19 protein-coding genes and 1 other RNA gene are annotated in these 22,371 nt (G+C 68.1%); 11 read left to right on the top strand and 9 right to left on the bottom strand.

Going from position 1 to position 22,371, the window contains the following annotated elements; translation table 11 throughout:
• Window positions 1-32 precede the first annotated feature (32 nt).
• Window positions 33-329: a hypothetical protein gene (locus OG194_RS28480; RefSeq protein ID WP_327403634.1), complete on the bottom strand. Its 297-nt coding sequence runs from the start codon at window positions 327-329 to the stop codon at window positions 33-35.
• 122 nt (window positions 330-451) lie between these two features.
• On the opposite strand from OG194_RS28480, the gene OG194_RS28475 reads away from it, so the two are divergent.
• Together OG194_RS28475 and OG194_RS28470 are read left to right on the top strand one after the other, a co-directional pair.
• Window positions 452-1,303 carry a helix-turn-helix domain-containing protein gene (locus OG194_RS28475; protein ID WP_327403633.1) on the top strand — a complete coding sequence of 284 codons (852 nt, stop codon included), beginning with the start codon at window positions 452-454 and terminating at the stop codon, window positions 1,301-1,303.
• Window positions 1,304-1,315: 12 nt separating this feature from the next.
• Window positions 1,316-1,504 carry a DUF397 domain-containing protein gene (locus tag OG194_RS28470; protein ID WP_327403632.1) on the top strand — a complete coding sequence of 63 codons (189 nt, stop codon included), beginning with the start codon at window positions 1,316-1,318 and terminating at the stop codon, window positions 1,502-1,504.
• Window positions 1,505-1,510: 6 nt separating this feature from the next.
• Here OG194_RS28470 and OG194_RS28465 read toward each other — a convergent pair whose 3' ends face one another.
• The 3 genes from OG194_RS28465 to OG194_RS28455 form a co-directional block, all read right to left on the bottom strand.
• Complete coding sequence (locus tag OG194_RS28465; protein WP_327403631.1) at window positions 1,511-1,765, bottom strand: hypothetical protein; 255 nt, start codon at window positions 1,763-1,765, stop codon at window positions 1,511-1,513.
• A 372-nt stretch (window positions 1,766-2,137) separates the two neighbouring features.
• Window positions 2,138-3,421, bottom strand: coding sequence for an acyltransferase family protein (locus tag OG194_RS28460; RefSeq protein WP_327403630.1), 1,284 nt, complete (start codon window positions 3,419-3,421; stop codon window positions 2,138-2,140).
• Window positions 3,418-5,550 (bottom strand): bifunctional polysaccharide deacetylase/glycosyltransferase family 2 protein, encoded by a 2,133-nt coding sequence (locus OG194_RS28455; RefSeq protein ID WP_327407236.1) that lies wholly within the window; start codon window positions 5,548-5,550, stop codon window positions 3,418-3,420. Before OG194_RS28455 ends, OG194_RS28460 begins: the two co-directional genes overlap by 4 nt.
• A gap of 357 nt (window positions 5,551-5,907) precedes the next feature.
• On the opposite strand from OG194_RS28455, the gene OG194_RS28450 reads away from it, so the two are divergent.
• Window positions 5,908-6,807 (top strand): hypothetical protein, encoded by a 900-nt coding sequence (locus tag OG194_RS28450; protein WP_327403629.1) that lies wholly within the window; start codon window positions 5,908-5,910, stop codon window positions 6,805-6,807.
• The gene (locus OG194_RS28445) at window positions 6,804-7,094 is read left to right on the top strand and encodes a hypothetical protein (RefSeq protein ID WP_327403628.1); all 291 of its coding nucleotides are present in this window, start codon (window positions 6,804-6,806) and stop codon (window positions 7,092-7,094) included. Before OG194_RS28450 ends, OG194_RS28445 begins: the two co-directional genes overlap by 4 nt.
• A 107-nt stretch (window positions 7,095-7,201) precedes the next feature.
• Here the strand turns inward: OG194_RS28445 and OG194_RS28440 are convergent, their stop codons facing one another.
• On the bottom strand, window positions 7,202-8,173 hold the full coding sequence (locus OG194_RS28440; RefSeq protein ID WP_327403627.1) for a LysR family transcriptional regulator: 972 nt from the start codon (window positions 8,171-8,173) through the stop codon (window positions 7,202-7,204).
• Window positions 8,174-8,256: 83 nt separating this feature from the next.
• Here OG194_RS28440 and OG194_RS28435 point away from each other — a divergent pair, with 83 nt between their 5' ends.
• The 7 genes from OG194_RS28435 to OG194_RS28405 all read left to right on the top strand — a co-directional run bounded on the left by OG194_RS28435 (window position 8,257) and on the right by OG194_RS28405 (window position 18,988).
• Window positions 8,257-9,453, top strand: coding sequence for an MFS transporter (locus OG194_RS28435; RefSeq protein WP_327403626.1), 1,197 nt, complete (start codon window positions 8,257-8,259; stop codon window positions 9,451-9,453).
• Window positions 9,454-9,643: 190 nt separating this feature from the next.
• Complete coding sequence (locus OG194_RS28430) at window positions 9,644-10,936, top strand: ABC transporter substrate-binding protein (RefSeq protein WP_327403625.1); 1,293 nt, start codon at window positions 9,644-9,646, stop codon at window positions 10,934-10,936.
• A complete protein-coding gene (locus OG194_RS28425) occupies window positions 10,933-11,910 on the top strand; it encodes a carbohydrate ABC transporter permease (RefSeq protein WP_327403624.1) in 978 nt (325 codons plus the stop codon). The genes OG194_RS28430 and OG194_RS28425 overlap by 4 nt, the downstream gene beginning before the upstream one ends.
• Window positions 11,907-12,731 carry a carbohydrate ABC transporter permease gene (locus tag OG194_RS28420; RefSeq protein WP_327403623.1) on the top strand — a complete coding sequence of 275 codons (825 nt, stop codon included), beginning with the start codon at window positions 11,907-11,909 and terminating at the stop codon, window positions 12,729-12,731. Before OG194_RS28425 ends, OG194_RS28420 begins: the two co-directional genes overlap by 4 nt.
• A gap of 15 nt (window positions 12,732-12,746) precedes the next feature.
• A complete protein-coding gene (yicI, locus tag OG194_RS28415) occupies window positions 12,747-14,987 on the top strand; it encodes an alpha-xylosidase (RefSeq protein ID WP_442811640.1) in 2,241 nt (746 codons plus the stop codon).
• A complete protein-coding gene (locus tag OG194_RS28410) occupies window positions 14,987-15,997 on the top strand; it encodes a LacI family DNA-binding transcriptional regulator (RefSeq protein WP_327403622.1) in 1,011 nt (336 codons plus the stop codon). The genes yicI and OG194_RS28410 overlap by 1 nt, the downstream gene beginning before the upstream one ends.
• 54 nt (window positions 15,998-16,051) lie before the next feature.
• On the top strand, window positions 16,052-18,988 hold the full coding sequence (locus tag OG194_RS28405; RefSeq protein WP_327403621.1) for a glycoside hydrolase family 3 C-terminal domain-containing protein: 2,937 nt from the start codon (window positions 16,052-16,054) through the stop codon (window positions 18,986-18,988).
• Between the two features lie 52 nt (window positions 18,989-19,040).
• Here the strand turns inward: OG194_RS28405 and ssrA are convergent.
• The 4 genes from ssrA to ftsX form a co-directional block, all read right to left on the bottom strand.
• Window positions 19,041-19,428: a transfer-messenger RNA gene (gene ssrA / locus OG194_RS28400) on the bottom strand.
• A gap of 101 nt (window positions 19,429-19,529) precedes the next feature.
• A complete protein-coding gene (smpB, locus tag OG194_RS28395) occupies window positions 19,530-20,078 on the bottom strand; it encodes an SsrA-binding protein SmpB (RefSeq protein ID WP_327407235.1) in 549 nt (182 codons plus the stop codon).
• 81 nt (window positions 20,079-20,159) lie between these two features.
• Complete coding sequence (locus OG194_RS28390) at window positions 20,160-21,344, bottom strand: S41 family peptidase (protein WP_327403620.1); 1,185 nt, start codon at window positions 21,342-21,344, stop codon at window positions 20,160-20,162.
• 67 nt (window positions 21,345-21,411) lie between these two features.
• Window positions 21,412-22,329 (bottom strand): permease-like cell division protein FtsX, encoded by a 918-nt coding sequence (gene ftsX, locus OG194_RS28385; RefSeq protein WP_327403619.1) that lies wholly within the window; start codon window positions 22,327-22,329, stop codon window positions 21,412-21,414.
• Window positions 22,330-22,371 lie beyond the last annotated feature (42 nt).

Here is a 22,371-nt window from a genome sequence, read left to right as displayed (position 1 = left end):
AGGACCCACACCGCTCAAGTCCGAAGACCCCGTTACTGCGGCAGGGGCTTCCACACCGGCGCGTAGGCCTCGTGGTCGAACCCGCGTCCCTTGGGCCGTGCCGGGTGCACCATGGCGGCCTGCAAGTACTGGCCCAGGATGGCGCGTTTGCCGGGGATGGTGGCGGCCTCCCACTCGGCACGTACCTTGTCGGGGCTCTTGCCCCGCTGGTCCCGGTCCACCTGGACTCGCCGGGCCTTGCTCAGACTGGCGACCAGCTGCCTCTCCTGGGTCTCCAGACCGGGCACGACCGCGAAGAACGATTCCGGGCTGACCTTCCCGTCCCGCATGCCCTCCCTCATCATCTTCAACCGGCCCTGAACATCGGCAAGTTGGGCCGTCTTTGGCCAATAGAGTTCACAATTCCCTCTTGTGGGTGACCACGGGAGCGCGTCCGACGAGAGAGAGCCCCGTGCCGCCCAGCACCATCCCCACTTTGCGCCAGCAGCGCCTGGGCACAGAGCTGCGCAAACTGCGGGAGCACGCGGGACTGACGTCCAGCGCCGCCGCGGGACAACTCGGCGTCAAGCAGGCGCAGATCAGCAGCATCGAAGCGGGCCGGTACGCCGTGAGCGCCGACCGGGTCCGTACGTTCGCCCGTGCGTACAGCTGCGCGGACCTCGCGTTGGTAGAGGCGTTGGCGGAGATGACCGGCGGACGCATGCGTGGCTGGTGGGACGAGTACCGAGAACACCTACCGGCCGGGTTGATCGACCTGGCCGAACTGGAGCACTACGCGGCCGAGTTGCGCGTGGCCATGGTGATCCACATCCCGGCCCTGCTCCAGACCACCGACCACGCTCGCGCGCTCTTCCGTGGCGTCTTCCCGCCGCTCCAGCAGTACGAGATCGAGCACCGCCTCACCCATCGCATCAAGCGGCAGGGCATCCTCCACCGGAACGACCCCACGCCCTACACGGCGACCATCCACGAGGCAGCACTCAGGATGGGTTATGGCGGCCGGGACATCGCCGCCGCGCAACTCAAGCACCTCATCGGCATGAGCGAACTGCCCCAAGTCACCGTCCGGGTCGTCCCCTTCGGCAGGGAGAGCTTCCACGGCACCGGCCAGGGCATCGACTACGTAGCGGGAGCGGTGCCCCAACTCGATACCGTGCAGTTGGACACTCACCACGGCTGCGAATTCCTGGACGGTGAGGCCCAGTTGAGCAAGTACCGGTCGGTCGTGGATCACATGGAGGCGAACGCCCTGGCTCCTGAAGCGTCCCGCGATCTGATCCACCGCATCACGCACGACCTCTGAGGGGCACACAGCATGACCACGCACTGGCAGAAGTCCACCTACAGCGGCGACGCGTCCAACTGCGTCAACGTCGCCACCTCGGCCCCCGACACGATCCATCTCCGCGAAAGCGACACCCCGGAAGTCATCCTGACGACGACAACCGACCGCCTACGGCACCTGATACGCACCCTCAAGTCCGCCGACCGGCGCTCCGCGTAAGGCAGTTCAGCGGACGGCCGTAAGCCGACCAGCAGATGTCATGAGTTGCGGGGCCCGGTACTCCAGCTCGACCACCTGCCCATCGCGGACCTCGACGGTCGCACCGGCCTCGCAGCAGCGGGTCTTGAACAGGTAGCGGAAATAGACATCGACCCGATGCGAGCCGGGAGTCAGCGGTACGAAGCGGCTGCTCCACGCACCCTTCTGGGCCTGGCCGTCGACCTCGACCGTCAGAGCGGTGAAGCGGAGAAAGAACTGCATCGGGTTATGACGCCCCTGAAGGGAAAAGCCCGTTCGCGTGGACAAAGTCGCACCTTCCTGAACCGACAGACCGTACGGAGTGGAGACCATCGGAGGTCGGAGCCACCGTAGCCCTCGTCGAGGTCGAGACCCCTCCCCTCAGCGCCCCAGCCGTACGCCCCCGAGTCATCCGTGAACTACGCACCCGCACAGGTACGGCTTCCAGGACGCGGCCGGCAGCCCTTGCCCGTTTCCGCGTCACCGGCCTCACGTATCTGCCCGGCCCGGGGCCTGTACACGATGACGGATGTGATGGCTCTCCAGCAGCAGATGGTGAACCTGTTCGGACCGGTCGCCGTCGCTCTCTCCGTCCCCGTCTCCGTCACCCGCCGCCTAAGAAGACGCCACCTTCCGCCGACTCCGCCCCCGCACAACCCCGTTGGGCCACAACCTCGGACTCCGCTTGGCGGCGATGTCCTCGATCCACCCGAACGCGAGGATCGCCACCGCGATGAGCGGCCAGATCAGCAGGAACATCAGGAACGTGTCCGTCTTGTCGAGGAGGGCGGTCGCCGCGTCGCTCTCCATGAACGGCAGGTTGTACAGCTGGTCGATCATCGGGACCGTGGCCATGATGAGGAGGTTGTGCCACAAGTAGATCGTGACGGCACGGTTGTTGGACAGCGTCACCAGCTTGTCCCAGCGAGCCAACCGCCCCGGCAACGTCTGCCAGGACGGCGCGTACTGGAGCAGGATCACCACGACGCCGAAGGACCAGGCCGCCTGCGCGAGCGGGATGTCGTTCAAGTCCCAGCCGTCCGGGCCCAGATGACCCGACGCCCACCACAGCCCGAAGCCCATGATCAGGGTCGCGCCCGACACCGCGAGGTAGCGCGGGACCTTCTTCAGTACGCCCTCGTGGTGTGCGAAGCCCAGGACCCAACAGCCCCCGTACACCGCGAAGTCGGAGACCGCGTTGCCCGTCTCGCCGGGGATGGTCACCAGGCCCGTGCCTACGACCGCCGTCAACGCCAGAGGTGCCAGCAGCGTCGCCCAGGGGACCCTGCGGAACGCCCACAGCAGCAACGGCGACGCGATCACGAACCACAGATACGCCCGCAAGTACCACAACGGGCCCGCCGCCTGGTCCGCCCACGTGCTCTCCAACAGGCCCGACTCCGACCCCAGATGCTCGGGATACGGCGGCGCACCGAACGGCACGAGGTAGTCGAAGAGCTTCAGCACACCCCAACTGCCGCCCAGGTCAGGGTCCTTGAGCGGGTTCCAGCCCATCCCGAACATCATCACCAGCACCACCGCGCCGAACGCCCAGAGCGGGGGCAGCAGTCGCCGTAGCCGACCCCTGATCACACCCAGCGCGGGACGGTTCAGGGAGCGGGCCATCAGCGAACCCGCCAGCGCGAACATCACGCCCATGGAAGGGAACAGGACCGACAGCCACGCCCAGCCGAAGAGGTGGTAGATGACGACCCGGACGAGAGCGATCGAGCGGAGGAGGTCGAGGTAGCGGTCCCGACCGCCGCCCCCAGCCCCCTTCGCCTTCTTCGACTCCGGTGCCAACTCCCGTTCATGCTGGCGCTGTTGGGGTATCCCGTACGCCGGCGTCGATTCCGGATCCGGGTTCGTGCCCGTACCCGCCGTGTATCCGTGCGTCATGCCACAGTCCTCCGGTCACTACCGCTGCCGCTGCCGCTGCGCGCCCCCGGCACCGCACCCCCCGGCGTCCCCACAACCCCCGTCCGCCGCAGCTTCTGCCAGCGCAGGCGGCCTCCGGTGAGCGCGGTGATCCAGGACTGGAGCAGGACGACGTACATGAGTTGGCGGTAGAGGATCTGTTGCAGGGGCAGGGAGACGAGGTGGGTCATGCGTTCGCGGTCGAGGCGGAAGGCGTAGGCCGCGCAGAACGCCTGGATCGCCAGCACGCCCAGCCAGGCCAGGAACGTCTTCTCCGTCGGGCCGAACACCAGGCCGTAGAGCAGGAACACGTCGATCAGCGGGGCCAGGATGGGGGCGATGACCATGAAGAGAGCCACCAGGGGGAGGCCCACGCGGCCGAAGCGGCCGGACGGGCCCCGGTCCAGGAGCGCGCCCCTGTGCTTCCAGATCGCCTGCATCGTGCCGTAGGACCAGCGGTAGCGCTGGGACCACAACTGCTGGACCGTCTCCGGGGCTTCCGTCCAGGCCCGGGCCTTCTCGGCGTAGACGACGCGCCAGCCGTCGCGGTGCATCGCCATCGTGATGTCGGTGTCCTCGGCGAGGGTGTCGTCGCTCATGCCGCCGACCCGCTCCAGCGCGCTTCTCCTGAAGGCCCCCACGGCGCCCGGGATCGTCGGCATGCAGCGGAGGACGTCGTACATACGGCGGTCGAGGTTGAAGCCCATCACGTACTCGATGTGCTGCCAGGCCCCGATCAGGGAATCCCGGTTGCCGACCTTGGCGTTGCCCGCGACGGCGCCGACGCGCGGGTCGCCGAAGGGCTGGACCAACTCCCTTACGGTGGCGGGTTCGAAGACCGTGTCGCCGTCCATCATGACGATGAGGTCGTGACTGGCGTTCGCCAGACCGCGGTTGAGGGCGGCCGGTTTGCCCGCGTTGACCTGGCGCACGACGCGCACGTTGGGCAGGAACAGCGCCTCCACGATTCTCGCCGTACCGTCGGCCGAGCCGTCGTCGATGACGATCACCTCGACGGGATGCTCGCTCGCCATGAGTGAACGGACCGTGTTCTCAATGCACTTGGCCTCGTTGTACGCCGGGACGAGGACCGTGACCGGTTCGGTGACCGGTGGGCCCCAGGCGAAGTCCTTGCGGCGCACCCGGCGGGCGTGGATGCCGGAGAGCAGGAGCATCAGCGCGAAGCGGGCGATGACGAGCGAGCCGGTGATCGCCAGGCCCACCACCAGGACGCCCGTGATGTCGTCCGCGGCCTGGACCAGGAAGATCCACGCCTTGCCCTTCCACAGGTTGACGCCGGTCACCGGGGTGAGCGCGCTGCGCGCGCCGAGTGCCTGGGTGAGGTTGTCGAACCTGTAGCCCTTGGCCTGCATCTCCGGCAGGAACTTGTCCAGCGCCTGCACGGTCTCGTGGCGGTCGCCGCCCGAGTCGTGCATCAGGACGATCGCGCCCTTGCCGCCGCGCGGGGTCGCGTTGCTGATGATCTTCGCGACGCCGGGCTTCTGCCAGTCCTCGCTGTCCGTGTTGTTGACGACCGTGATGTAGCCGCGGGTGCCGATGTACTCGGTCACCGGCCAGGACAGGTTGTCCATCGCGTCGGCGGACGACGAGTACGGCGGGCGGAAGAGCGAGGTACGGATGCCCGCCGCGCCGGTGATCGCCAACTGGGTCTGGGACAGCTCCCAGTCGATGCGCTTCTTCGACTGGAAGGAGAGGTCGGGGTGGCTGAAGGTGTGCACGCCGACCTCGTTGCCCTCCGCCACGATGCGTTTGACCAGCTCCGGGTAGCGCGAGGTCATCGTGCCGGTGACGAAGAAGACGGCGTGCGCGTGGTGCTTCTTGAGCACGTCCAGGACCTTGGGCGTCCAGGTCGGGTCGGGGCCGTCGTCGAAGGTCAGCACGATGTCGTGGTCCGGCACGTCCAGGCTGGTCGTACGGCCGCTGCGAGTGTCGATGACCGGGCCGCCGTCGAGGATCTTGTCCGGCACCTTGTCGGTCGCCGCCTCGGGGCGGATGCGGTGGTCGGCGAGGATCTCGCTGTGCACATAGCCGCGCAGCATCAGCATCGCGAGCAGGGCGACGAGGAGCAGCATCGGCAGCAGGAACCGCATGGACAGCCGGCGGCGCCGGAGCACGCGCGGGGCGCGCGAGGCGGCGCGATGCGGGGCGCGGGGCACTGAGGAGTGCGCGGCGCGCTGCGGGTCTCCGGGCGCCGGTGGCCGGCTTCCGGACACGGGTGCCGCCACGGACCCCGGTTCGGCTCCGAAGCCGGCTCCAGGCCCGATTCCGGACTCGGAAGCTGATCCGAATCCGGGCTCACCTCCGGAGCCGGCTCCGGACCCTGCCCCAGAGCCGACCCCAACTTCCCCCCGACCGGACGGAGTTGTGCCATGGCGCCCGCCCGGGGCCGGATTCGCGGGCCTGGGGCGGCGGTTGTGCGATGCCATCAGAGGATGTGCTCCGGGGTCTTGGACGGGGCCGGCGCCGGTTCCGAAGGCGCGGCCGGCCCCTGCGCCACGGGCGACGGGGTGCTCGGCGCGTCGGCCACCGTGCCGGTGCCCGTCGTGGCGCTCGGGGTCGGTGTCGGATCGACCGGCGTGCTCACGCTGGCGGACGGGGACGGGTCGGACGACGGCGCGGTCGACGACCGCGAGGGCTGTACGACCGGGTTGTTGCTCGCACCGCCACTCGTCGGCGCCGAGGCGCTCTTGCTCGCGGACGCCCCGGGCGACGCGGACGCGCTGGTCTTGGCCCCGGGCTTCGCGGACGCGCCGGCCGTGCCGCTCACGCTCGCGCCCGGCGACGGTGTCGTACCGTCGCTCGCCGTCGGGATGTTCCCCGGCGCCACGCTGTCGCTGCCGCCGGACGGTTGCCCCGACCGGCCGGGCGACGGCGAGGTGTCGACCTTGCCCGCGGGCGCGTCGTCCTTCTGCCCCGGCACCGGCAACCACGGCGCGTCCGAACTGCCGGACAGCAACGTGATGACGATGACGACGGCGTACACCGCGCACGCGATACCGACGGCCATACCGAACCGCCGGTACCTACGGCTACGACGGCCGGACTCGTCGACGAAGACGGGCCGGTCTGACCCGTCGTTACCGGTGCCGGTGCCGCTCTTGCCCCCGGCCGCCGCGTGCTGGGCGGGCCCGTCGAGCTGGACGGTCACCTCGTCGGGATCGGCCGCTCCCCCTTCGGACCCGGACCCGGACCCGGACCCGGTCCCCGTCTCCGGTGCCGCGCCCCAGGGATCGGCGAGGATTCCCGCACCGATGGCGGACACGTCCTTGCCGGCGGGCGGCTCGGGCCACCCGGTCCGTATACGACGACCGTCCTTGGCCGTACGACGGCTGTCCTTGCCCGCATGACGACCATCCGCGCCGCCATGCCGACCGTCCGTGCCGATATTTCGACCGACCTTGGCGGCATGCCGTCCGCCTTCCAGGATTTCTGGTCCTCTGGTTCCCCTGGTTCCTCCGACCGCTCCGGTCACTTCGGTGTCCGGGAACGCCTCCTCGGCCTCTCCGCCTATGACCGGTACGTCTCTGGTCGCGGATGCGGCTTGGGGCCATTCCGGTTGGGCGTCTTCTCGCCACTTTTCCATGCGCACGCACATCCCCCCACGGGACTGTTCCGGGTGCGCAAACGACCCTGAGCACACGCCGCCGAACCGGGCCCCCACCCGGTCCTCGCGCCCCCCTTACCACACCGTGCTCAGGCCCTGAAGGTAGCGCACGGGAGCACTCCATGTGCCGGGATGCGTCATTTTCTCCTTTTTAGCATGTCCACGTCGATGGCTGGAATCCATCCACTAACCGGCCGCCGCAGCCATCCTTCGGCGTTGCCGATCTCCACCGCAGCACGTCGAAGCGCATCGAATCCGGGGTGCACCAGCCCCTTTCGCCACACGAGCGACACCACGGACAACGGCACCGGGTTCACCAGTGGTCGCAGCACCGTCCGGGGCATGGCCGGAAAATCCACCACGGCGAGAATCGGGGTCCCCGTCTTGGCCATGACCCGTTCGAACTCCTCTTCGCCTACGGCCATGGGTGCGGGCGCGGCAACCTCGATGTCACGCCCCTCGAACAATCGACGCGCGAGATCCGTCCACTCCGGGGTACGAGGATTCCCGGCCCCGGCGTACACGGCCTCCCCCGCGAGCGCGTCCACCGGCACCGCGTCGAGGGACGCCAGCCGATGCCCCTCGGGCAGCAGCACCGCCATCGGCTCGTACCGCACGAGCTGATGATCGAGCCCGGCCCGCAACCCCGGCTCCAGCCCGGCGAACCGCCCGAACGACACATCGAGCCGCCCAGCCGTCAACTCCCTTGCCGCGCCCGTCAGTCCACTCTCATAGCGGGCCATCAGCTCCTGCTCCGGGGCGAGTTCACGGGCCCGGTGCAGCACGCGGCGCCCGGTGAGGAGACCCGGCGAGTTCAGATCGACGAGCAGCGGCCGGGCCCCGGCCTCCCGAAACGCGGCAAGCAACTCCTCCTGCGCCCCGAGCGCCCGCCGCGCATACGGCACCAGCCGCTCACCGTCCACCGTCAGGGCCACCTGCCGAGTGGTCCGCACGAACAACTCGACCCCCAACTCCCGCTCCAGCCGCCGCACATCACGACTGAGCGCCTGCTGGGCGACATACAGACGGGCGGCGGCACGGGTGAAGTGCAGTTCCTCGGCTACGACGAGAAAGGCACGGAGGAGTCGGGGGTCCAGGTGGGCAGACATCCGGCGAACCTACAACGCAGGTGCGTGAATCGACCCGGACCAGGTGTTGGACCCGGTGATCCACTTCGAACGACGCTTGCCCCATGCCACGCCCTACACCCCAACAGCCCACCTACCGCCGCCTGTTCACCATCCCCGGCGCCCGAGCCTTCACCGCCGGCAACCTCATCGCCCGCCTCCCCGCAGGCATGTTCAGCGTGAGCGCGGTCGTGATGATCGCCGGCACCCGGGGCTCATACGCCCTGGCCGGCGCGGTGACGGCAACGGGCTTGGCGGCGACCGCGGTGACCGCCCCCTGGATCGCCCGACTCACCGACAGACACGGCCAGTCCCGAACGGCCGTACCAGCGACGGCAGTTGCGGCACTGGGCTCCCTCTCCCTCCTCCTCTGCGTCCACTACGACGCCCCCGACTGGACCCTGTTCGCGGCCTACGCGGCCACCGCGACAACCCCCAACACCGGCGGCATGTCCCGAGCCCGCTGGGCCCACCTCCTGGCCGACGACCCCGACGCCCTCCACACGGCCAACTCCTTCGAGCAGGCGGCCGACGAGCTGTGCTTCATGCTGGGCCCGGCCCTGGCGGCCTTCCTGTGCGGCACGTTCTTCCCGGAGGCGGGCACGCTGGCGGGGGCGGTCCTGCTCGTGACGGGCATCCTGATCTTCACGGCCCAGCGCGCCACGGAACCCCCACCAAGTGCAACCCCAAAGGGCAGTTCACCTCTCCGCACACCGGGCATCCCACCCCTGATCGCCGGCTTCATCGCAACCGGTGCGGTGTTCGGCGCGATGGAGGTCGCGACACTCGCCTACGCGGACGCGGCAGGCCACCGCACGGCGGGCGGCGCGGTACTGGCCCTCCAGGCGGCGGGCTCCTGCGCGGCGGGCCTGATCTACGGCACGCTGAATCCGACGGGCCCACCGGAACACCGCCTGCGGTGGTGCCTGTTGGCGATGACGACCCTGATGCTCTTGCCCCTACTGGCGGCCCACACCTTCAACTCCCTCCCAGCACTGGCAATCGCCTTGCCGGCGGCTGGCATGGCAACGGCCCCCGCGATGATCACCGCAATGACCTTGCTCCAACACCGCACACCTGAGGGCAGGTTGAACGAAGGCATGAGCCTGGCGGTGACGGGCTTGCTGCTGGGAATCGCCTGCGGCTCGGCGGCAGCGGGCTGGACAACGGACCATGCCTCACCAACGGCGGCATTCTGGCTGCCAGTTGCGGCAGCGGCAAGCGCCCTGCTGGCCGGATTTCAGGGCAGGACAACCCCGTAGGGGCGCGGGGAACTGCGCGACCAGCCACAACGCACCCGCACCCGACACACAAACTCATCGAACCGCTTGCCCCAATCCCTGCCGCACCCATTGACGCCCTCACAGCCCCTACATACCTTCCTCCATCGAAGCGCTTCGACGCCCCTCGTCGAATCGATTCGACCCCCTCCGACTCCCCTGGAGGCACTGGATGCTGACGACACCACGGCGAGCAACGACAGCCGCACTGATCCTCACCGGATCCCTGCTCCTCACCTCCTGCGGCGGCTCCGACACCAACTCCTCGGACAGCAAAACCCTCAAGCTCTGGCACTACGAGGGCCCCGACAGCGCGATGGGCGTCGCCTGGAACGAGGCCATCAAGGAGTTCGAGGCCCAACACCCGGGCGTCAAGGTCAAGTTCGAGGAAAAGGGCTTCGAGCAGATCCAGAAGACGGCCCCCATGGTCCTCAACTCCTCGGACGCGCCAGACATCATGGAGTACAACAAGGGCAACGCGACGGCAGGCCTGCTCTCGAAACAAGGCCTGCTCACAGACCTCACCGCCGAGGCGACGAAGCGCGGCTGGGACAAGAAGATCCCGGCGAGCGTAGGCACGACAGACGTCTACAACACCGACGGAGTGATGGGCTCCGGCAAGTGGTACGGCGTCACCGACTACGGCGAGTACACGATGGTCTACTACAACAAGGCCCTCTTCAAGAAGTACAAGATCGCCGAGCCGAAGACGTTCGACGAACTGACCACCGCCTTGGGCGAGTTCAAGGCGAAGGGCATCACCCCCCTCGCCAACGCCGGCGCCGAGTACGTGGCCCAGCAGTACCTCTACCAACTGGCTCTCTCGAAGGCCGACCGCGCCTGGGTCGACAAGTACGAGCTGTACAAGGGCAAGACGGACTTCCACGACCCGGCCTGGACCTACGCGGCGACGACCTTCGCCGACTGGGTGAAGAAGGGCTACATCGCCAAGACCTCCAGCTCCACCAAGGCCGAGGACGCCGGAGTCTCCTGGATCCAGGGCAAGGCCCCGATCCTCTTCTCCGGCAGCTGGTGGTACGGCCGCTTCCAGACGGAGGCCAAGTTCGACTGGGACACGACGCTTTGGCCCGGCTCGAACCTCACCCTCGGCTCCGGCGGCAACATCTGGGTCGTCCCCAAGGGCGCCAAGAACAAGCAACTCGCCTACGACTTCATCGACATCACCCTGTCGAAGAAGATCCAGAACCTGATGGGCAACAAGGGCGGCATCCCGGTCGCGGCCGACACCTCCGCGATCACCGACCCCAAGTCCAAGGAACTCATCGCCAACTTCAACACCGTCTCCGCCCGTGACGGCCTGGCCTTCTACCCGGACTGGCCGGTCCCCGGCTTCTACGACGTCCTCGTCTCCGAGACCCAGAAGCTGATCACGAACAGCGAGAAGCCCGACGCCTATCTCAGCAACCTCCAGAAGGCGTACGACAAGGGCGTCCCGTCGACATGACGGTCACCGTCGAGAAGGGCGCGCGGGCCACCCGCAAGAACCGGCACCCCGGCCCGCGCAACCCTCGTAGCCCCCACCCCCGCAACTCCTACGCCCTCTTCCTCCTCCCCGGCGCCCTCGCCGCCCTCGCCGTGATCGTCATCCCCTTCCTGATGAACACGGCCGTGAGCTTCACGAGTTGGCAGGGCGTGGGCGACCCCAAGTGGACCGGCCTCGCCAACTACCGTGACCTGCTGGGCGATTCGGAGTTCTGGGCGTCCTTCCGCCACAGCCTGTTCATGGTCGTGGCCATGGCAGCCGTACCGACACTGGTCGGACTCGTCCTGGCCGCCGCCCTGTTCGACTACATAGCCAAACACTTCGGCACCCGCATCGCCGCGATCCTCCGCGCCTGCTTCTACCTCCCCCAGGTGCTCCCGATCGCGGTCGCCGGCATCGTCTGGAGCTGGATCCTCGCCCCCGACAACGGCTCCCTCAACGCCCTGTTGAAAGCAGTCGGGTTGGGCTCCTGGCAGCAGGACTGGCTGGGCGACCCGGACATCGCGCTCTACAGCGTCATGGGCGTCATGGTCTGGGTCCAACTCGGCTTCCCGCTCGTGGTGTTCATGGCCGGCCTGCAACGTGTGGACCCCCAGCTCTACGAGGCGGCCGAGCTGGACGGCGCGGGCTGGTGGCGCCGCTTCTGGCACATCACGCTGCCGCAGATCCGCCCGGAGATATACGTCGTCCTCACCTGGTGCACGATCGCCGCGCTCAAGGTGTTCGGCGCGGTGTACGTCCTCACGAAGGGCGGCCCGGGCGGCGCGACCGATGTCCCGTCCTACTTCTCCTTCACCACGTTCTTCGAGAAGACCCAGGTCGGCTACGGAGCCGCGATATCAACGGTGTTGACGGTGATCATCCTGGTGCTCTCCCTCGCCTTCCTGAAACTCCAGACCCGCGCGGAGGACGCCGAGGAAGGGGCCCGCACATGACGACCGCCCTGCGCCGCTACCCCGTACTGATCGCCCTGTGCCTCGCGGCCCTCTTCATGGTCGTGCCGTTCCTGATCGTCGTGGTCAACGCCGTGAAGTCACCGGCCGAGTACTCCGAACACGGCCCGCTCAGCCTCCCCAAGGGCCTCTACCTGGACGGCCTCAAGGACTTCTGGCAGCGCGTCGACTATGGCCAGAAACTCTTCAACTCGGCTTTGATCAGCGGCTCGGTGGCCCTCCTCGCCGCCGCGCTCTCCGTCCTCAACGCGTACGCGATCGGCATCGGCCGTATCAAGGGCCGTACTTGGGTCCTGGCGTTCTTCGTCCTCGCCAACATGCTGCCGCAGGAGGCGCTGGTCTACCCGATCTACTACCTGAGCAAGCAAGTCGGCCTCTACGACACGAGGTTGAGCGTCATCATCGTCTTCACGGTGATCCAGGCGGCGTTCGGCACGTATCTCCTCTCCTCCGTGCTCGGCCAGTTCCCCCGCGAGATCCTCGAAGCGGCCCGGATCGACGGCGCCAACAAGTGGCAGGTGCTGTGGCGGATCGTGGTCCCGGTCAGCCGCCCCACGATCGGCGTCCTGCTGGTCTTCTTCTTCATCTGGACCTGGAACGAGTTCCTGCTCCCCCTCGTCATGCTGATCTCCAACGACAACCAGACCGTGTCGGTGGCCCTCGGCGTCCTCCAGGGCCAGCGCCTGATGGACGCCACGATGACCAACGCGGCTGCCCTGCTCGGTGTGTTGCCCGCCATCGTCTTCTTCCTCGTCTTCCAGCGGACCCTCACACGCGGCATCGCCGTGGGTGCCGTCAAGTAGTAAGGGGACCCCCACATGAAGTTCACCGACGGCTACTGGCTGCTGCGCGAGGGCGTCACCGCCGCCCACCCGGTCGAGGTCCTCGATGTCACCGCTCCGGACGGGGCGTTGGAGATCCACGCGCCGACCATGCCGATCCGCCACCGCGGCGACCTGTTGAAGGGACCGGTCGTGACGATCAGCGCCCACGCCCCGATGCCCGACATCATCGGCGTCACCTTCACCCACTTCGAGGGGGAACAGCCGCGCGGCCCCCAATTCGACGTGCGGAAGGAGGAGTTTGCCGTACACACCTCCTACGACGACGAGCACGCGACCCTCACCTCCGGCGCGCTCTCGGTCAAGGTGGCCCGTACCGGCCCCTGGCACGTCGACTTCCTCGCCCACGGCCGCACCCTCACGAGCAGCGGCCCCAAGGGCATGGGCATCATGCGCGACGCGACCGGCGCCCACTACCTCCGCGAGCAGCTCGGACTCCAAGTGGGCACCTCCGTCTACGGACTTGGCGAACGCTTCGGCCCGCTCGTCAAGAACGGCCAGGTCGTCGACATGTGGAACGCCGACGGCGGCACCGCCACCGAACAGGCCTACAAGAACATCCCCTTCTACCTGACCGACGCGGGCTACGGCGTCTTCGTCAACCACCCCGGAAAGGTGTCCTTCGAGGTCGGCTCGGAGGCGGTCTCCCGGGTCCAATTCAGCGTGGAGAGCCAGCAGTTGACGTACTACGTCATTTACGGCCCCACCCCCAAGGACATCCTCCGCAAGTACTCCGCCCTCACCGGCCGCCCGGCACTCCCGCCCGCCTGGTCGTTCGGACTGTGGCTGTCGACGTCCTTCACCACCTCCTACGACGAGGAGACGGTGACGTCGTTCATCGAGGGCATGCGGGAGCGCGAACTCCCGCTCTCCGTCTTCCACTTCGACTGTTTCTGGATGCGCGAGTTCAACTGGTGCGACTTCCAGTGGGACCCGAGGGTCTTCCCCGACCCGGAGGGCATGCTCACCCGGCTCAAGGCCAAAGGCCTCCACATCAGCGTCTGGATCAACCCGTACATCGCCCAGCGCTCCCCACTCTTCGCCGAGGGCAAGGCACTCGGTCACCTCCTCCGCCGACCGGACGGCAGCGTCTGGCAGTGGGACCTGTGGCAACCCGGCATGGCCCTGGTCGACTTCACCAGCCCGGCCGCCCGCGACTGGTACGCCGGAAAGCTGGAGGCGCTCCTCGCGCAGGGCGTCGACTGCTTCAAGACCGACTTCGGCGAGCGCGTCCCCGTCGATGTGGCCTACGCGGACGGCGCCGACCCCGAGCGGATGCACAACTACTACACCTACCTCTACAACCGCACCGTCTTCGACGTCCTGCGCAAACACCGGGGCGAGGGAGAGGCGGTCGTCTTCGCCCGCTCGGCCACAACCGGCAGCCAGAAGTACCCCGTTCACTGGGGCGGCGACTGCGAGGCGACGTACGAGTCGATGGCCGAGTCGCTGCGCGGCGGCCTCTCGCTCGGCCTCTCCGGCTTCGGCTACTGGAGCCACGACATCGGCGGCTTCGAGGGCACCCCGACCCCCGCCCTCTTCAAACGGTGGCTGGCCTTCGGCCTGTTGTCCTCCCACAGCCGCCTGCACGGCAGCTCGTCGTACCGCGTCCCGTGGCTCTTCGACGAGGAATCCGTGGACGTACTACGGCAGTTCACCCGCCTGAAACTGAGCCTCATGCCGTACCTCTACGAGACCGCGCGCACCGCCTCCGCCGAGGGCGTGCCGATGATGCGGGCGATGGTCCTGGAGTTCCCGGACGACCCCGGGTGCGCGCACCTGGAACGGCAGTACATGCTCGGCCCGGACCTGCTGGTCGCGCCGGTGTTCAGCGACGACGGGGACGTCTCGTACTACGTCCCCGAGGGCACCTGGACCCACTACCTCACCGGCCGGACGGTCACCGGACCGCGCTGGGTGCGCGAGAAGCACGGCTTCGACAGCGTGCCGCTCCTGGTCCGGCCCGGCGCGGTGCTCCCGGTCGGCGCGGTGTCCGACCGGCCCGACTACGACTACACGGACGGCGTCACCCTGCGGGCGTACGACCTGGGACGGGGCGCGCAGGTGACCGTGCCGGTCGGCGAGGTGACCTTCACCGTCGTACGGGAAGGGGACACGCTCCGGGCATCTTGCAGCGATCCGTCCATCTCGTGGGCGCTGGCCGCCGGTTCGCGGTCGAAGTCGGGCAGCGGGTTCCTGACCCTGGAGCTGGGCTGATGGTGAAGATCACGGATGTGGCCCGGCACGCCGGCGTCTCCCCCAGCACCGTGTCGTACGCCCTGAGCGGCAAGCGCCCGATCTCCGAGGAGACCCGGCTGCGCGTCGAGGCGTCCATCCGCGAGCTGGGCTACCGCCCGCACGCCGGCGCCCGCGCCCTGGCCAGCAGCCGGTCCAATGTCCTCGCCCTGGTGATCCCCTTACGGACCGGCATCCACGTCCCGGTCGTCATGCAGTTCGCGGTCTCCGTGGTGACCACCGCCCGCCGCCACGACCACGACGTGCTGCTGCTCACCCAGGAGGAGGGCGAGGAGGGACTGCGACGGGTCGCGGACACGGCACTCGTCGACGCGATGATCGTGATGGACGTACAACTCGACGACCCCCGACTGCCGTTGCTCCGTTCCCTGGACCGGCCGTCCGTGATGATCGGCTTCCCCGCCGAGGCGGACGGGCTGACCTGTATCGACCTCGACTTCAAGGCGGCCGGTGAACTGTGCGTGGAACGCCTCGCGGGCCTCGGCCACCGGGTCGTCGCCCTCGTCGGCTCACCGCCCGAGGTGTACATCCGCGGAACCGCCTTCGCCCAGCGGGTCGTTCAGGGCTTCACGGCCGCCGCCGACCGCAACCGGCTCGCCTCCTCCGTCCACCCCTGCGAGGCGGCACCGGGCGCCGCGGCCGCCGTAGCGGAGCAACTACTGCGTAAGCAGCCCGCGTTGACCGGAGTCGTCGTCCACAACGAACCCCTCCTGGAACCCCTCATCGACGCCTTCGAGCAGCTCGGACTGCGCGTCCCCGGCGACCTGTCGATCACCGCGATCTGCCCCGACGAACTCGCCGAGTCCGTACGGGTCCCGGTCACGTCGGTGGCGCTGCCGACCGCCGAACTGGGCGCGCGGGCCGTCGAGTTGCTGATGCAGAAGCTGGGCGGCAAGACCGTGCCCGACGCGACGTTCCTGTCCCCCCGGCTGACGGAGCGCGCGAGCACGGCACCGCGCAACGCGCCCTGAGGTCTCCGAGTTCCGTAATGCCCGCAGGCAAGGCCCTACTTGAGGAGCCGCGACATGAGAGGCAAGAGAAGAAGACACAGCACGAGAAGACTCAGAACCACGCTCGTCGTCGCCTTCGCCCTGGTCGCCGCCCTGGGAGCGACGGTCCCGGCGACGGCCGACACCCCGTACCCCTTCCGCGACCCAACTCTCCCGGTGAGCAAGCGCGTTGACGACCTCCTCGCCCGTCTGGCCCTCGACGAGAAGATCTCCCTCCTCCACCAGTACGAACCCGCGATCCCGCGCCTCGGCATCCAGTCCTTCCGCACCGGCACCGAGGCCCTGCACGGCGTCGCCTGGCTCGGCAGGGCCACCGTCTTCCCACAGGCCATCGGACTCGCCTCGACCTGGGACCCGGCGCTGATGGAGCAGGTCGGCTCGGCGGTCGGCGACGAGGCGCGCGGCTTCCAGCAACAGCGCCCGGACGGCTGGGGGTTGAACCTCTGGGCCCCGGTGGTCAACCTCCTCCGCGACCCGCGCTGGGGCCGCAACGAGGAGGGCTACAGCGAGGACCCGCAACTCACCGGCGCCCTGGCGACGGCCTACGGCGAGGGCCTGACCGGCGGCGACCCGAACCACCTCAAGACGGCCCCCACCCTCAAGCACTACCTCGCCTACGACAACGAGGTAGACCGCGCGACCACGTCCTCCGATCTCCGCCCCCGGGTGGAGAAGGAGTACGACGAGGCCGCCTTCAAACCGGCGATAGAGGCGAACGCGGCGACCGGCGTGATGACGTCGTACAACCTGGTCAACGGCCGCCCCAACACCGTGAATCCGGACCTGAACGACGTCGTACGGAAATGGACCGACCAGTCCCTGCTGAACGTCACAGACGCCTTCGCCCCCGGCAACCTCGTCACCCCGCAGCAGTACTACCCCAGCATCACGGAGGGCGACGCGGCCGCGTTGAAGGCCGGCATAGACAGCTTCACGGACAACAGCGCCGACCCCGGCCCGACGACGACGGCCATCAACTCAGCCCTCCAGCAAGGCCTGTTGAAGCCCTCGGACATCGACGCGGCCGCCTCCCACATCCTCTCCGTCCGCGTCCGACTCGGTGAATTCGACCCGGGCGGCGGCAAATACGGCTCGATCGACGCGTCGGTCATCAACAGCCCGGCCCATCAGCAGCTGGCGCGCAAGGCGGCGGCCGAGGGGACTGTGCTGCTGAAGAACAACGGGGCGCTGCCACTGAGGAGTTCGGGCTCGGGTCCGGCGAAGAACGTCGCCGTGGTCGGCCCGCTCGCCGACACCCTCTACACCGACTGGTACTCGGGCACACTCCCCTACGCCGTCACCCCGGCGCAGGGCATCTCCTCAAAACTCGGCACCGCGGTGTCCACCAGCGAGGGCGTGGACCGCATCGCCCTGCGCGACACGGCAACCGGCAAGTACGTCACGGCTGGCACAGGCGACACCGGCGCCCCCTTGCAGGAGACCACCAACACCCCCACAACAGCGGCCCAGTTCGACGCCTTCGACTGGGGCTCCGGCATCGTCACCCTGCGCTCGGCCGCCAACGGCAAATACGTCGGCTACAACTGGTCGAACTTCGTCAACGACCAGACACAGCCCAATGGTTGGTACGTCCAGCAGCAGTTCAAGCTGGAACAGCGGGACGACGGAACGTACTTGCTGAAGTACGCGGGCTACGAGACGTCGGAGTCCTGGTGGTCGAGCCTCCTCTACCTCGGCCCGACCGACGCGAACGGCACCCTGGGCCTGGTCCCCGAGGACCAGGCCGCGCACTACGCGAAGGACGTGGTCCGCAGCGGAGTCGCCGACGCGGTGGCGGCGGTCAAGGGCAAGGACACGGCGGTCGTGGTCGTCGGCTCCATGCCGTCGATCAACGGCCGCGAGGCCCACGACCGCACCGACATGGCTCTGGCCCCGACCCAGGAGTCCCTGGTCAAGGCGGTCCACGCGGCCAACCCGAAGACGGTGGTGGTGGTCGAGAACAGCTACCCCACCACGCTGGGCGCGTTGCAGAAGGAAGTCCCGGCCCTCCTCTGGACCTCCCACGCGGGCCAGGAGACGGGCAACGCCCTGGCCGACGTCCTCTACGGCGACGTCAACCCGTCCGGCCGCCTCACCCAGACCTGGTACCGCTCGGAGTCGGACCTCCCGTCGATCCTCGACTACGACATCATCAAGTCCGACCGCACGTACGAGTACTTCCAGGGCACCCCGCTCTACCCCTTCGGCTACGGCCTCTCGTACACGACCTTCCGCTACGGCGCCCTGAAGCCCGTCGCCGGCGGCTACGAGGTCCCGGTGACCAACACGGGAACGCGGGCGGGAGACGAGGTCGTACAGCTCTACACACACCAGCGAACGTCCCGCGACAAAGAACCCCTGAAGCAATTGAAAGCCTTCCAACGGGTTTCATTGAAACCGGGCCAGACAAAAACAGTCCGCCTGAAAATCCAGCAGAAGGACCTCGCGCACTGGGACGTCACCCGCTCGAAATGGGCGGTGGAAAGCGGCACGTACGACGTCATGGCGGGGGCGTCATCGGCGGACATCCGCGCCCGTACGACCTGGCGCGTCCACGGGGAGACCATTCCACCCCGGAACCTGTCCCGAACCACCCGCGCCGAGAACTTCGACGACTACTCCGGCATTCACCTCGTGGACGAGTCGAAGGCGAGCGGAACGGCGGTGGGTGCGGCTGCGGACGGGGCGTGGCTGAAGTTCGCGGATACGCAATTGGGCGCGGGGGTAAAGAAGTTCACGGCTCGCATCGCCGGAACGTCCCCCGGCACGATCGAGGTCCGGCTCGGCTCTCCGACCGGCAGCCTTGTCGGTACGGCACACGCGGACGGAACGGCGTCGTCGTACGACTATGAGACGGTGACCGCCGACCTGTCAGGTGCGGCGAAGGGTCGTACGGACGTGTATCTGGTCTTGAGCAATGGGTTGCGAATGGCGGCCTTCACTGTCCGGTGACAGACAAAGGCCCCCGCTGCCGAAGCAGCGGGGGCCTTTGCCCACATGGGATGAGTGGAGATGGCGGGAATCGAACCCGCGTCCACCGGTGCAGAATCAGGGCTTCTCCGTGTGCAGTTCGCTGTGATTTTCTCGGCCCCGGTGATCACGCGAACAAGTCGCCGACGGGCCCAGTCACTGTTTGATTTCCCATCGAACCCCGTGACCGGGCTCGATGGTTTAGTTCCCTAGATTATGCCAGGGTCCGGGTCGGGAACACTCCCGGGCTGACACCCTTTTAGGGTCCTTCAGTCGCTGTTATTAGGCAGCGAGGGCGAAGGACTGGGAATCGCTCTTGGAATTGGCGATTATTGGTTGCGACATATGGTTAACGAGATCATTGCCGCTTCCTCGACACGCTTCACCTGCTTCGACAGCCGCTGTCGAAACCGATCATCCCCATGTTGTTTTTTCAAACCGCTACACACCCGCTGTGGGGTGCAGTAGCCATCGTACGTGACCAACGCGCGCCGATGCCACCGTATTCCCGGCGACCCGCGGCCTACTCGCCGCGCTGCTTCCGCTTCGCCGCCGCGATCGCGCGGTCCGACTCACGACGGTCCTGCTTCTCGCGCAGGGTCTGCCGCTTGTCGTACTCCTTCTTGCCTCGGGCGAGGGCGATCTCGGCCTTGGCCCGGCCGTTGCTGAAGTACAGGGCGAGGGGCACGATCGTGTGACCCGTCTCCTGGAGCTTGGACTCCAGCTTGTCGATCTCCTCTCGGTGCAGCAGCAGCTTGCGCTTGCGGCGCACGGAGTGGTTGGTCCAGGTGCCCTGGTGGTACTCGGGGATGTGGGCGTTGTGCAGCCACGCCTCGCCCCCGTCGATCTGGACGAAGCCGTCGGTCAGCGAGGTCCGGCCCTCACGCAGCGACTTGACCTCGGTGCCGGAGAGGACGATCCCGGCCTCGTAGGTGTCGATGATCGCGTAGTCGTGCCGGGCCTTCTTGTTCTGGGCGACGATCTTGCGCTTGCCGCCCTTCTCGCCGTCCCTGGCCTTGCCGGCGGCAGCCCCGCCGCCCTGCTTGGGCTGGGACTCCTTGGGTACGTACATTCCCTTGCTCATAGTGCTGCCCATTTTCGCACTACAGAGGGGTCCGAGGGAAAGGCGATTACAGACGGGCGTCCGGAACGCCTACGAGGCGTCCCCGAGCCCGCTCAACACCGTCTCGGCGCGCTCCACGGCGGCCTGTCCCTGTGCGGTGACGTCGAGGTCGGGGGTGATGCCCCGGCCGTCGACGGTATGGCCGGAGGGGGTGCGGTAGTGGCCGACGGTCAGTTCGGCGACGACGCCGTCGGGGAGTTTGCTCGGCATCTGAACCGAGCCCTTGCCGAAGGTCCTGGAGCCCACGACGACCGCGCGGCCGCGGTCCTGGAGGGCGCCGGTGAGCATCTCGGCCGCGCTCATCGTGCCGCCGTCGACCAGCGCGACCAGGGGTCTGATGGTGTCGCCGCCGGTGGCCGCGTGCAGGGCGCGCTGCCGGCCGTCGACGTCGTACGTGGCGACGAGGCCGCCGTCGAGGAAGGCGGAGGCGGTGGTGACGGCCTCGGTGACCAGTCCGCCGGAGTTGCCGCGCAGGTCGAGGATGAACGCGGAGTCGGTGGGGGCCTGCCGTACGGCGGTGCGGACGAGGTCGCCGACGCCCTTGGTGAACGCGGCGATCCTGATGACGGTGACCTCACCGGCGAGCTTGCGGACGGTCACGGAGTCGGTGGAGAGGCGCGCGCGCCGTACGGTCTCGCTCCACGCGTGCGTGCCGCGTTCCAGGCCGAGGGTGACGGCGGTGCCGGCGGCGGCGTCCTGGGCGTCCCCCCGTAGTAAGGACACGACTTCGGTGACGGGCTGCCCGTCGACGTTCTCCCCGTCGACGCTACGGAGGCGGTCGCCCTTGCGGACGCCTGCGGTGGCGGCGGGCGACCCGGACTGGACACGGGTCACCTCGATCCGGCCGTCCCGCTCCCGGCGGGCCCAGAGTCCGACGCCGGTGTACCGGCCGTCGAGGGCCTCCTCGAACTCCTCGTACTCCCCTTGGGAGTACACGGCACCCCACCGGTCCCCACTGCGGCTGACGGCGCGCTCGGCGGCCTCCATGGGCGACTTGCCGTCGGCCTTGGCCTCGGCGGCGGCCTTCGCGACCTCTTCGGTACGGGCGACCGGCGCCGAACGGGCCGTACCGGCCGCCGATTTCCGGTCGGACCGGTCGGGTTCGTCGAACGATCCGGCCGCCGCACCGGCCACCAGCACACTCGCGAACACCAATGTCAGGGCGGCCCCGCGGCGGATGCGGCGGGGCTGACAGAACAGGTCACGACCTGACATGGCGGTGAGTCTAGGACAACGCGAAGGGCCGCACGGGCGGTTGCCCGTACGGCCCTCTTGGCATGTGTCACACCTTCAGGTATTTGCGCAGCGCGAAGAACGCCGCAAGCGCGGGCATCAGGAGGCTCGTCGCGAGGATGAGCGGGAGCTTCGTCAGGACGGCGTCCCAGCCGATGAAATTGATCAGATTCAGCTTGTGGGACAGGTCCAGCCCGTGGTCGATGATGAAGTACCGGCCGACCACCAGGAATCCGCAGGCGACCGTGCCGCCGATCAGGCCGGCGACCGCGGCCTCCATGATGAACGGGGCCTGGATGTAGAAGCCGGAGGCGCCGACCAGGCGCATGATGCCGGTCTCGCGGCGGCGGCTGAACGCCGAGACGCGCACCGTGTTGACGATCAGCATCAGGGCGACGACCAGCATCAACGCCATGACCGCGCGGGCGGCCCAGTTCATGCCGTTCAGGAGGCCGAAGAGGTTGTCCAGGATGCCCTTCTGGTCCTGCACCGACTGGACGCCGCCGCGGCCGTCGAAGGCCGTCGCGATGACCTGGTACTTCTCCGGGTCCTTGAGCTTGATGCGGTACGACTCCTGCATCTGGTCCGGAGTGAGCGAACTGGCCAGCGGGGAGTCGCCGAACTGCTGCTTGTAGTGCTTGTACGCCTCGTCCTGGGACTCGAAGACGACCTTCTGGACGACCGCCATCTTGTCGAGGTCGGAGACGATCGACTTCTTCTGGTCGTCGGTCACCGCGCCCTTGGCGCAGTTGGGGTCGGACTCGGCATCGCTCTTGTTGCAGAGGAAGATCGAGACATTGACCTTGTCGTACCAGTAGCCCTTCATCGTGGTCACCTGGTCGCTCATCAGGAGCGAGCCGCCGAAGAGGGCCAGGGACAGGGCTACGGAGACGACGACCGCGAAGGTCATCGTCAGGTTGCGGCGGAGACCGACACCGATCTCGGAGAGTACGAACTGGGCGCGCATGGCGGCTTCTTCAGGCCTTTCCGTGGACGGACATCAGACGGC

The organism is Streptomyces sp. NBC_01288, from assembly GCF_035982055.1.
In the GTDB taxonomy this organism is placed as follows: domain Bacteria; phylum Actinomycetota; class Actinomycetes; order Streptomycetales; family Streptomycetaceae; genus Streptomyces.
This window is presented reverse-complemented; position numbering and strand designations above follow the sequence as displayed.